The sequence below is a fragment of the Brucella sp. GW823-FHT04E01 genome (assembly GCF_058796175.1).
On record NZ_JBXAIK010000001.1, the window covers coordinates 540,440 to 551,896 of the forward strand.

Genomic DNA, 11,457 nt, shown 5'->3' on the forward strand with positions numbered 1-11,457 from the left:
CCTCTGGCAGCGCGGTTTTTGCCATTTCAGCCTACAAATAGTTGCCTGAAACTGGCCCGTTGCCCTTGATCACAAGGGAATGCACAATTACACGCCTTTGTTACAAAACATTTAGAGCTGTTCGATTGAAATCCGGACATAATCCTGTGAAATGCAGAACGCTTCCAATGAAGCCTGCTACACAGGTGATTTTTATTCAGGGCAATGAATTTGACTGCACAACGACCAGCCACCGCTGTTTCCACTGCCGATAAGAAACTTTTCGGCCTGCCTTTGGCTGTAATATTTGTGCTGTGCTATTTCGCGTTCCAAACCATTCTCGTCACCGTTGTTTCCAACGGCGCAGGCCTTGATGACGCCGAGCAGTTGGCCAATATTGGCTACCTGGACTGGGGGTATGGCGGATCACAACCCCCTCTCTATACCTGGATTACCAATCTGGTTGCATCGGTGCTGGGCACATCGATGCTCACACTCCAGATCGTGAAATTCAGCATTCTTGCAAGCCTGTTCCTAAGCGTTTACGGCGCTATGAGACTGCTCGGTTTTTCGCGCATCGTCGCGTCAGCCGGTATGCTTGGTCTGTTTCTCATCCCGCAAATCGGCTGGGAATCACAACGCGCCCTGACCCATTCAGTTGCAGGCACCGCCGGTTGTGGCTGGGCCTTCCTGGCCTTTGCCTGGCATATGCGCAGGCGCAGTGTCGTCTCTGCCGCCGCATTAGGCATCGCGATGGCTGCAGCTATCCTCGGCAAATTCAATGCCTCATTCTTCCTGATCATGCTGATCATGACAGGACTTCTCATTCCCGAATACCGCCGGATACTGCTCTCCAAGCTGAGTTTCGTTACGATTCTGGCATTCGCCATCTGCTTCGGACCAACTGCGCTCTGGATGTTCGCACACAAATCCAGCGTCATGGCGCGCGCGAGCAAGTTTGAAATCGGCGCTTCCGGCAATGTCTTCTTCGACCGGCTGATGGGCGTCGAGAGCCTGATAGAAGCAGCCTTTCTGTTCTCGATCCTTGCCCTGGCAATCGCGGGTATCATCGCACTCATTCACTGGCAGAAGAAAACCGCCCCCTCCGTTCCGCTGACCACCGGCGAGAAATTCCTGCGGCTCTTGATCCTAGTCGGACTGGTTATTGTTCTCGTTGGCGTTATCGCCACCGGCGCAAATAACGTGAAAGATCGCTGGCTGCAGCCCGTTCTGTTCCTCACTCCAGCACTGATAGCGAGCCTTTTTGCTCGTTACAGGACCGGAAACCGGGCCTTGATCGACTTCGCTGTCGTGAGCGCTGTCGTAGCTCTTATCGTCCCACCGGTGCTAAGCTATTACCTGACCTATGGCTCCAGCTCTCCGCCTTACGGTCAGCTCGACTATCGTCATTTCTACGAGGAAGTGCAGGCGAAAGGCCCGTTCAAGACGATCTTGACGGACAATGCACAGATACCGGGCAATTTCAGACTATTTGATTCGTCGTTGCGTGTGGTTCATCCCGAAACGCCAGATGCCAGAGCTCACCTGACATCACCCGTACTCGTTATGTGGTTCGGTGGCGCTGAACCCAATGAACGCATTGCTACCTTGTTGCAAAATGCGAACATCACAATACCTCATGACGGTATCGCTACCACCGAGATTGAATATAAAACCCGACCAGACAAGCACATAACCGTCAGCTATTTTCTGGTTCCATAAAGGAAAGGCCCGGGAAACCCGGGCCATTTATTCTCTTATTCTACTGTTTCCTGAACCGCATTAGCGGTGCCTTTTACGTCGCGGCCAACGCCGCGTACAGTATTTGCACAGGACGCAAGCGTGAATGCGCAGAGAACGATAGCAACTGGGACAAGTCGGGTCAGCTTCATGACAGTCTCTCCAATGGGATGTGCAATCCTCCCCCTTCAGGGTTAGGTGCATAGAGTTCCAAGTCTATTCAAACCAGTTATGCCTCCCGCCACATACGAAGCCCCTGCCCGGCATCTGGCGGTGAAGCCGATTCACTCGGCTGTCACAAAAGAAATCTAGCGCAGCGTTTTTCGCTGGCAAGAGAATGCATTAGTTCCCGTCCCAATAAACTGTGATCTGTCATCAGCTGGAACGAAAAGTCTCAAACCGGCCGGAACGGCGATAACCTTCGAAAACATTCCGCAGATGGTCAGCAACGACCTGAATGTGCGGCCCGGCTTCCGGCTTCACAATTATACCCAGCTGATAACGTCCCAGAGCGGGCAAACCATGTTCCGGCCCCAGAGCGACAATTCCATCGCTCAATAGCGTTTTACCAAATGGCGCAATGGCAAGATCAGCCATGATCGCAGCCCGCTGTCCTGTCGAATGTGAGCTCATATAGGCAATGCGGTAAGGACGGCCGCTAGTCTCAAGCGCTTCAAGCGCATTGCCGCGCCAGGCACATCCTTCTTCCCAAATCGAAAGAGGCAGAGGCTCCCGACGATAAGCCGTACCACACTTGGCACCCGCCCAGACGAGTTCCTCATCCAGCAGAACTTCCACATCGCCTTTGTTTAGTATCGTATGAGACATGTTGATCAGCGTAACATCGAGCCGTCGCTCATCGAGCCGCTTGCGCAGATTGCTACTCTGGTCGATCACGACATCCACTGTTACGCCCGGATGGCTTTCGGCAAAACGCTTCAAGACAAGCGGCAATACGCATTCGCCGATATCATCCGGCGACCCAAGCCGAACCACTCCGGTCACTGTGGGCGCAACAAATTTCGAGACTGCCTCTCGATTGAGAGCCAGAAGACGACGCGCATATCCGAGCAGAATCTCGCCATCGCTGGTGAGCGTAACCGAGCGTGCGTCCCGATCGAAAACTGCAACACCAATCTGCTCCTCTAACTTCTTGATCTGCATCGAAACGGCAGAGGGCGTGCGGAACACCGCGTTCGCAGCAGAGGAGAAACTTCCCGTATCGGCAATTGCCACAAATGTGCGCAGCACATCGATATCGAGCATCGGAAGGGGATGTTGAACGGGCGCTGTCATGACGGACTCCGTTTTCCACTCTTTGTTCAAATTTTCTGATCTTAAGCCTTTCTATATTTCGTTTGATTGAACGTCAAGCAGAATGCACATTGAGGACACGAACAAGCAGAGCTGCAGCGAGCGTATCAACCGAACTTCCTGAATGAGGAGATAGAAAATGACCGTTCAATGCCAATCCGCTCCCAACGGCCGGGCATCAGTCGTGCGCTTTACATCAACGTCATCCGTTGCGAACGCACAGTCATGGTTTCTGGCATTTTACTCCGAAGTGCAAAAACAGATCGAAGCCTGGTCGTACGAACGTCGGGTGAAACGCAGCCGTCGTGTGCTGGAATCGCTACCTGAACACATATTGCACGATATCGGCTGGCCAAACGTTGATGATCGTCTGCCGGGCATCGCCAAAAACACAGCAGAGTTCAAGCGTGGGCAGTAAAGCCAATTGAGGGCGGTCATGCGATCCGCCCTCAATTTCCCGACATTAAAATACCTTTTCGCGGCAGGCATTTAGCCGCACTTTGCAACCTACCCGTTCTGTGTCTCAATAGAACACTATCTTGTTTGCGCCATCGCCCTCCCCCTGCGAATCCGGGCCAACGCAGCAAGATTGCCGGTCTGAAAGCGACCGGAGAAAACCGGGCCCAAAAGACCCGGAGTCGTGACGGAGACACAAGGCTTCAACTGCGTCGGGAACCGCAGCCAGAGCCTTTCGAAAATGGGAACGATCGGGCATGATCCAAGCTTCATCGGTTAAGCGGTCTATTGTCTTTTTCCTGGTTCCAAACTTTTCGATGATTGCATTCGCAACGGCCATTGAGCCATTGCGCATTGCAAATCGGATGCTGGGTTATGACGCCTATAGATGGCGACTGACATCGGTTGATGGAAAACCGGTGACCGCATCCAACGGTGTGGAATGCGCCGTCAATGCATCGTTGGAAGACGAGCGACGTTTCCTGCAGCGCGAGCAGCGCCCCTCGATGGTATTCGTCTGTTCCGGCGTCTACGTGGAAGAATTCAGAAACAAGTCGGTCTTTGCGTGGCTGCGTGAGGAATATAATCGCGGCGTGGCAGTCGGTGGACTTTGTACCGGCGCCCATATACTGGCCGCGGCCGGGCTTCTATCTGGCAAACGCTGTGCCATTCACTGGGAAAATCTCCCTGGTTTCTCGGAAGCCTTTCCCAAGGCCGAGGTCTATGCCGATCTCTTTGAGGTCGATGGCAACCTTTACACCTGCGCGGGCGGAACCGCCTCTCTCGATATGATGCTGAAGCTGATTGGAGATGATTTCGACGCCAATCTGGTCAACAAGATCTGTGAACAGGCACTGACCGACCGTGTCCGCAGCCCACAGGATCGCCAGCGCCTGCCGCTGCGGGCCCGTCTCGGCATTCAGAACTCCAAGGTGCTCACCATCATCGAGATGATGGAAGCCAATCTTTCAGAGCCGCAGGCACTGATCAATGTAGCCCATACGATTGGTCTTTCGCGGCGTCAGGTGGAGCGTCTTTTCCGACAGGAGATGGGCCGGTCTCCGGCACGTTATTATCTGGAAATTCGACTCGATCGCGCACGGCATCTATTGTTGCAGTCATCCATGCCTGTGGTCGAGGTCGCCGTCGCCTGTGGCTTTGTTTCGGCGTCGCATTTTTCCAAATGCTATCGGGAATTATACGGACGCTCGCCGCAACAGGAACGGGCCGAGCGCAAAATGCTCATCGCCGCTTAAGCACGACACTAAAGAAAGATAGAGCTGCATCTTGAATGGAGCAGCTCCACTACTGTCAGCTTTCAGAATAAAATCAAAACCATACAGGCTTTTCCGGAATCAGTTCTACAGACCGACCATCTGTGGATGCAGGATTGTTGGATATGTCGCGAACAGGACAGCCGATGCTCAACCTTCCGGGATTTCCAGAAGCTGACATGCAGTCGTCTGACGCTGCGAATATGTCGTATAAAGGCAAATGTCGCGACCGGGCAACGACTATGGTTTTGTCAAATACCAACGAGAGCGGTTTCAGGTAATACGGAGTCGTTGGAACCGCTCTATCCATCTTTTTCACGCATTATCCGACGCAAAACCGCTACGCACTTTTGCTGGAAATGCTCTAGGGACGCATAAAATGGCAGAGTTTCCTAAGAAGGCAAAAGTTGTGATCGTCGGGCTTGGCGGTATCGTCGGCGCCTCGGTGGCACACCATCTGATCGAGCGCGGCTGGGACGATATCGTCGGCATCGACAAATCGGGTATCCCGACCGACATCGGCTCTACTGCCCATGCATCGGACTTCTGCTATGCGACCAGCCATGACTTCCTGTCGTGCTGGACAACGCTCTACTCCATCGATTTCTATGAAAAGATGGGGCATTACGCCCGCGTCGGTGGCATCGAGGTAGCGCGCGTCGGTGACGATGCCCGCATGGACGAAATCAAGCGCAAGGTCGCATCGGGTAAAGCTTTCGGCACTCGTGCTCGCCTGATGGAACCGTCAGAGATCAAGGAAAAATTCCCGCTCATCGAGGAAAGCCTGGTTCAAGGCGGCCTGTGGGACCCCGATGCCGGTCTGGTCATTCCGCGCTCGCAGACCGTCGCCGGCAAGCTGATTGATCAGGCTGAAGCTGCAGGCAAGCTACAAAGCTTCGCCAACACACCGGCCCAGTCGCTAATCGTCGAAAACGGACGCATCAAGGGTGTCGTCACGCATCGCGGCACCATCGAAGCTGACTATGTCATCATCTGCGCTGGCCTTTGGGGACGTCTGATTGCCGAAATGGTTGGTGAAGACCTGCCAGTCATGCCAATTGACCATCCGCTAACATTCTTCGGTCCCTATAACGAGTTTGAAGGCACCGGTAAGGAAATCGGCTGGCCGCTCATGCGCGATCAGGGTAACTCCGCCTATATGCGCGACACCGGCGATCCGAAAACTGCCGAAGGCGGCCAGATCGAATGGGGTTATTACGAAGAAAAGAACCCGCGCTTGTGCCATCCGCGTGACCTTCTGGAAAAGCATGAAGCACGTCTCTCGCCATCACAGCGCGATCTTGAGATGGACCAGATTCTCGAACCGCTTGAGCGCGCCATCGAGCTGACGCCCATTCTGGGCGAGCTTGGCTACAATGAAAGCCACTCCTTCAACGGCTTCCTGCAGGTCACGACCGACGGCGGCCCATCCATGGGCGAAAGCCAGAAGGTGCGCGGCCTATGGTATGCAGTCGCCATCTGGGTCAAGGACGGTCCCGGCATGGGTAAGCTCATTGCCGACTGGATGACCGACGGTCGCACGTCCATTGATCATCACGCCGTCGACTATTCCCGTTTCTACCCGCATCAGATGACCGAGCAGTTCATCTGGGATCGCTGCACGGAAACGGCGATGAAGGTGTACAATCCGGCGGTTCATCCGCGTGAACCCTTCTCCAAGGGCCGCAATATCCGCCGCTCACCATTCTATGAACGCGAAGTCGAACTCGGTGGCCATTTCATGGAGCTTGGCGGCTGGGAACGCGCGCACGGCTATGCCGCCAATGAACACCTTCTCGAAAAATATGGTGATCGCGTACCGGTGCGCGAAAACGAATGGGATAACCGCCACTTCTGGCGCGTCTCCAATGCCGAACACCTCGAACTGACCGAAAATTGCGGTATCATCAATCTCTCGCACTTCGCCATGTACGACATTGAAGGCCCCGACCATGTCGAGCTGATGGAGTGGCTCTGTGCAGCTAAAATCGGCGGCGACGCCAATATCGGCAAGGGCATCTATACCCACTTCCTCGACGACGAAGGCATGGTGCGGGCCGACTTCACGGCAATCCGCATGACAGACCGCATCCGTATGATCAATGGCGCCGATGCCGGGCCTCGCGACTTCCACTATATGCGCCGCGTGGCCGAAGATAAGGGCTTTGACGTTACGATCACCGATGTGACGGAAAAATACGTCACCATCGGCATCTGGGGTCCGAATGCGCGCGAGAACCTGAAGAAGGTCGTTGAGAGACCTGAAGGTCTTGATGCGGAAAACTTCCCCTTCGCTGCCATCAAGCCAATCCGGATTGCGGGCAAGGATGTTACCGCGTTCCGCATTTCCTATGTCGGTGAACAGGGTTGGGAATTGCATATGCGTTACGAAGACGGCCTTGCCGTCTGGGATGCGCTTCGCTCCACCGGCGTAATTGCGGTAGGCGTCGAGACCTATGCCAACACGCGTCGCATGGAAAAGAGCTTACGCCTGCAGAATGCCGATCTGCTGACCGAGTATAACCTTCTCGAAGCCGATCTTGCTCGCCCGAAGGTCAAGGAGGCGGATTTCCGCGGCAAGGCAAAGCATGTGGAATATCGCGCCCGCGAGCATCAGCCTGCCATGCTCTGCACGCTGGTCATAACCGACAATGTCGATTCGAAAGGTGTGGCCAGGTATCCTGTCGGCATCATGCCAGTACAGGATTTGGATACCGGAGAAACACTCATTGACGAACTTGGCCGCCGGTCTTTCACGACCTCAGTCGCCTATGGCCCGACGATTGGCAAGAACATCGCGCTCGCGTACCTGCCATGGGCCTATTGTCAGGAAGGTCGCAAGCTGAATGTGGAATATTTCGGTGAGACTTATCCGGTTGAAGTGCTCTCGATAGGTTACAAGCCTCTCTACGATCCGGAAAACCTCAAGCCTCGCAGCTGACCGAGACACTTTCCATACAAAAAAGCCGAGGCAACACCTCGGCTTTTCACATTTCGCAATGGGAAAACTATTTCAACGTGGCTTTGCCACCACTGATCGTGATCGTTTCATCGCCGGTCAACGCTTCGCGGTCCCCGTTCGGAAACGTTACGAAGCAGCCCGAGGCGCAGAATTCAACAGTTTCACCGGGCGCGACAATCATTTCGCGCTTGGAAGCGCCTTCCGTAACGACAATCGTCTGAGGGCCGCTATCATTATTGGAAATCTGCGCGGCGTAGGCGCTGCCAGCCGAAACCGCAAAACCGATTGCTGCACCAAGAACGAGCTTCCCCAAGCTGTTGGCCTGATTTCTGTTCATACCGTCCCGACCTTTCCATCGCTCCCGCCGCGATATGTCCAATGTCGCAAGAGCCCTATTGCCCTCTGTCATCCCCTTTATAAGCGGACAAAACTGAACTGCAACTGAACGAAACGTTCATCAAGCCCGGTCGTCGGCATCCTCGTCGACTTCCGGCTTCTCTGCCAGGGCCTTTTTCTTCTTGGCTGATGATGAGGGCTCTTTCTCCTTCTGCATCAAATCGGAGAGTTTTTCGATTTCAGGCACACTGAGAACGAGATCAGTCCTGGTAGACGACAGGTGTAATCCTTCCTCATGGAAGCGCTCTACAATCTGGAATCGCAACTCGTTCTTGATACCACCCGTCGCTGTAATATCGGCCACATAGGCGTAGATATCAAAAATCATCAGTGAATCGTTCATGTTCTGAAACGAAACGAACGGCTCAGGATTCTTCAAGATCGACGGATGACCGCGAACAATTTCGAGAAGCAGCGCGTGGACCCGGCGTGGCTCCTCCGTATAAGAGGCTTGTACATTGATATCGATGCGCCCGAGCTTGTTGCGATGGGTCCAGTTGCCGACGTTACCGTTGATAAGCGTCGAATTCGGCACGATGATCGATTGCTTCTGGAAAGTTTCCACTTCCGTTGCGCGCACGCTGATCTTCTTGACGATACCGCTGACCGTGCCGGCTTCTACCCAGTCGCCGACCTTGAACGGACGTTCGGCGAGCAGAATGAGACCAGAAACAAAATTCTGGACGATATTCTGGAGACCAAAACCGATGCCGAGAGACAAACCACCGGCGATAAGGGCCAGGTTCGACATATTGAACCCGGCTGCCGATACACCAACCAGAGCGGCAAGACAAAGGCCAACATAGCCTATGACTGTGCGGATTGAATTGCGTACACCAGAATCGACCCGCCCGCGCGCCATAACGCTGTTGTCGAGCCAGTTCTGGAACCAGCGCGTCAGAAGATAGCCGATCACGAACAGCAGCACGCCGGTCAATAGTCCCATGAGCGAGATCGAAATATTGCCGATCTGGAAGCCGGTCATCAACTGATAGAAGGTGCTTTTAAGTTCGGCCCACTGGAAGCCGAGCTGCATCAAAACAAGCGGAATGCCGATCAAGGCAACGACGAGATTGATCAATATGCCCGCCACAAGGCCAAGCTGATCAAGGGTTGCGTCGTCGAAATGAAAACGCTCTCGCATTGCCTTGCCAATCTGGCTGGATGCGAAAGCCTGCTCTTCGGAAATTGCACGCCCAGTCAAGAAGCCCATATACATCGTAACCAGAAATGCGCCCGTCACCACGATCTGCTGCGATATGAAGCGCGCCATGCCGATATAGCCAAACAGCGCGGTCAGAATGGGTAAAAGCCCCAATATGATCAGGAATGTTCTGAATGCGCGCGGCCATGAACGGACAGCGCCATCCTTTTCGCGCTCAACCGGTTTCAGAAACGCAATCGCCAGAATCAGAACGCCGACCATCACCGTGGCAAGCAGGCTTTTCGCCATCGTCAGCGACAGAGGCGATGACAAAATCTGGTTGACCTTTCCGAAGAAAGAATCGAGCCCGCTTGTCAGCGCCGTGGCAGTTATCAGCAACCCCAACACGCGTCCTGGACGTGGTGCGACCGGAACCAGTCGCCACTGCGGCATATCCGAGCTGATACAGGCAGACGCCAGCCTATGAATGAAGAAAACGAGCCCAAGAACGAGAAAAAGCGACTGAATCAGAGCGGCAATATCTGTTCTCAAAACGTTGAAATAGTTCATTAAAAAGTAAGTCGTCGCCAGAAAAACGCCCACGGCTGCGGACGGTATAACCGTAGACCAGAAAGCCACTGAGAGGCGACTTAGATAGGAGGGCGATTCGATCGTTGGATCGCGTTGATAGAGCGTTCCGAGGACGCGCCTTGCACCCAGCTGGATGACCAGCGCCGCCGCAAACGCAAAAAACGCGGCAGCGAGAAATGACTTGAGCTTGAACGTACTTACAAAACGCCACCACGACTGAACGATGCGCCAGAGTGAAACCATCTGGTTACTGGCAGCCGAAGCAACCTCTGTACCCAGCGTCGTATCGAGATTCACGCGTTGTGAAAGTGTGCGTGCAAAAAGGTCTCGGCGCATGTCGCCGATCTTTGCGGACATCTGATTGACGGAAAGCGATGTGTCCTCCGTCTCACCGACAATGGCATTGATCTCGGCCTTTTCGGCGGTCAGTCGCGCGCGTTCTTCACTGACGATTGTCGGTTCTGGCGGCTGATCGCCAGAGGGTGCGGGGCCAAGCTGTTCCAGCCGCGTATTTATTTCGGTCAGACGCGGACGGAATGAAACGCCAGCATCCAGAAGCTTCTTCGAAAGAGAGTCCAGCTGGAGCTTGAGATTGGCCAGCGTTTCATCGTTCGAAGTGGCCTTGGGAAGCTGATCACTGATCCGTTTCGTCTGTTGCTTCAGATCGTTGATGACAGGCTTTTGTTGCTGAACAACGCTGGAAACAGGCGCTGGTGCCTGTTGCTGATCGGTGGCAGCGGGCGCTTGCTGGGCTGAGTCGTTTTGCGGAGCGGCAGCGGGCGCAGTTTGTGCCGCCGGCGGAGTCGAGGGCTTGTTATCCTGCGCAAAGGCAGGCGCAATGCCACCCGGCGACAGAACGCCGATCAGAAGAGAAAATGCAAGAACACGAAACGTCGATGAATATGCCAATTCAATTCTGCCGTTAAACAAGACATGGTTTCAACATAAAGCGCCCTAAAACGGATGCAAGGCGTAGGCCGTCTACAAGATTTCACGGTGCGCAGGAAGCGGACCCATAACGTATAAGACGAGCCTTGATGCCAGTATTTCCTTGTTCGTGCGAACACAAATGATTAATGAGGATTCGCAATGAGTGTGAAAAGCTGGCTCAACTCCACGGATAGACTCTAAAGAAAGTCTTGGCGATTTGATGAAGGGCATGAAAAACACGGAACAGCACAAGCGGCATGGTTTCATGCTGTTCGTTACGTGCGTTCTGTCGTTTACGGCTTTTCTGTTTGCCGTGGATTTTTCAACGCCGGACGAAGATGTTGCCCGTGGTCACTCCGGCGGCATCGTCGCAAGACAGGTCGAAGGCACTCCGACAACCCCTGTTCGCCAGCAATCCACCCCCTCGCCGCAGCCCATGCGGGCGATCTTGATCGAAGCGATCGCAGCCAAGATCAAAGCTGTTTACCTTGATGGCACCGGAGCAGCGCTGCCCGTGGCGGCAGTGGCTTTTGCTCTTCCAAAGTCGGCAGCAGCCAAAGCGGCGCTGAATTTCCAGCGCCTCGCAGTTTTGCAGAGACATTTTGGCTCTGCCCGTGCGCCTCCTAAAAGCGCATAATATGCCATCCTCGAAGATTGGCTTTAACCAATCC

At 54.2% G+C, this 11,457-nt stretch carries 9 protein-coding genes; 5 read left to right on the forward strand and 4 right to left on the reverse strand.

Annotation, left to right across the window (positions count from 1 at the left end):
• Positions 1 to 204 precede the first annotated feature (204 nt).
• Positions 205 to 1,701: a glycosyltransferase family 39 protein gene (locus tag AC1RHM_RS02805; protein WP_010659831.1), complete on the forward strand. Its 1,497-nt coding sequence runs from the start codon at positions 205 to 207 to the stop codon at positions 1,699 to 1,701.
• A gap of 35 nt (positions 1,702 to 1,736) precedes the next feature.
• Here AC1RHM_RS02805 and AC1RHM_RS02810 read toward each other — a convergent pair whose 3' ends face one another.
• Complete coding sequence (locus AC1RHM_RS02810) at positions 1,737 to 1,871, reverse strand: entericidin A/B family lipoprotein (RefSeq protein ID WP_010659830.1); 135 nt, start codon at positions 1,869 to 1,871, stop codon at positions 1,737 to 1,739.
• Positions 1,872 to 2,094: 223 nt separating this feature from the next.
• Positions 2,095 to 3,015 carry a LysR family transcriptional regulator gene (locus AC1RHM_RS02815; protein ID WP_012091849.1) on the reverse strand — a complete coding sequence of 307 codons (921 nt, stop codon included), beginning with the start codon at positions 3,013 to 3,015 and terminating at the stop codon, positions 2,095 to 2,097.
• Between the two features lie 157 nt (positions 3,016 to 3,172).
• Here AC1RHM_RS02815 and AC1RHM_RS02820 point away from each other — a divergent pair, with 157 nt between their 5' ends.
• From AC1RHM_RS02820 to AC1RHM_RS02830, 3 genes are all read left to right on the forward strand, one after another.
• Positions 3,173 to 3,451, forward strand: a complete 279-nt coding sequence (locus tag AC1RHM_RS02820; protein ID WP_010659828.1) for a DUF1127 domain-containing protein — start codon at positions 3,173 to 3,175, stop codon at positions 3,449 to 3,451.
• A gap of 295 nt (positions 3,452 to 3,746) precedes the next feature.
• Positions 3,747 to 4,745, forward strand: a complete 999-nt coding sequence (locus AC1RHM_RS02825) for a GlxA family transcriptional regulator (RefSeq protein ID WP_012091847.1) — start codon at positions 3,747 to 3,749, stop codon at positions 4,743 to 4,745.
• 397 nt (positions 4,746 to 5,142) lie between these two features.
• Positions 5,143 to 7,704: a GcvT family protein gene (locus AC1RHM_RS02830; protein WP_036579678.1), complete on the forward strand. Its 2,562-nt coding sequence runs from the start codon at positions 5,143 to 5,145 to the stop codon at positions 7,702 to 7,704.
• A gap of 67 nt (positions 7,705 to 7,771) precedes the next feature.
• On the opposite strand, the gene AC1RHM_RS02835 is transcribed toward AC1RHM_RS02830, so the two are convergent.
• A complete protein-coding gene (locus AC1RHM_RS02835; RefSeq protein WP_010659825.1) occupies positions 7,772 to 8,062 on the reverse strand; it encodes a hypothetical protein in 291 nt (96 codons plus the stop codon).
• Between the two features lie 120 nt (positions 8,063 to 8,182).
• Positions 8,183 to 10,765, reverse strand: a complete 2,583-nt coding sequence (locus tag AC1RHM_RS02840) for a mechanosensitive ion channel family protein (protein ID WP_010659824.1) — start codon at positions 10,763 to 10,765, stop codon at positions 8,183 to 8,185.
• 241 nt (positions 10,766 to 11,006) lie between these two features.
• Here AC1RHM_RS02840 and AC1RHM_RS02845 point away from each other — a divergent pair, with 241 nt between their 5' ends.
• Positions 11,007 to 11,423, forward strand: coding sequence for a hypothetical protein (locus AC1RHM_RS02845; RefSeq protein WP_010659823.1), 417 nt, complete (start codon positions 11,007 to 11,009; stop codon positions 11,421 to 11,423).
• Positions 11,424 to 11,457 lie beyond the last annotated feature (34 nt).

Coding starts and splice junctions, on each gene's coding strand:
- AC1RHM_RS02805 (WP_010659831.1), top strand. CDS start 205: ATGAATTTGACTGCACAACGACCAGCCACCGCTGTTTCCACTGCCGAT.
- AC1RHM_RS02810 (WP_010659830.1), bottom strand. CDS start 1,871: ATGAAGCTGACCCGACTTGTCCCAGTTGCTATCGTTCTCTGCGCATTC.
- AC1RHM_RS02815 (WP_012091849.1), bottom strand. CDS start 3,015: ATGACAGCGCCCGTTCAACATCCCCTTCCGATGCTCGATATCGATGTG.
- AC1RHM_RS02820 (WP_010659828.1), top strand. CDS start 3,173: ATGACCGTTCAATGCCAATCCGCTCCCAACGGCCGGGCATCAGTCGTG.
- AC1RHM_RS02825 (WP_012091847.1), top strand. CDS start 3,747: ATGATCCAAGCTTCATCGGTTAAGCGGTCTATTGTCTTTTTCCTGGTT.
- AC1RHM_RS02830 (WP_036579678.1), top strand. CDS start 5,143: ATGGCAGAGTTTCCTAAGAAGGCAAAAGTTGTGATCGTCGGGCTTGGC.
- AC1RHM_RS02835 (WP_010659825.1), bottom strand. CDS start 8,062: ATGAACAGAAATCAGGCCAACAGCTTGGGGAAGCTCGTTCTTGGTGCA.
- AC1RHM_RS02845 (WP_010659823.1), top strand. CDS start 11,007: ATGAAGGGCATGAAAAACACGGAACAGCACAAGCGGCATGGTTTCATG.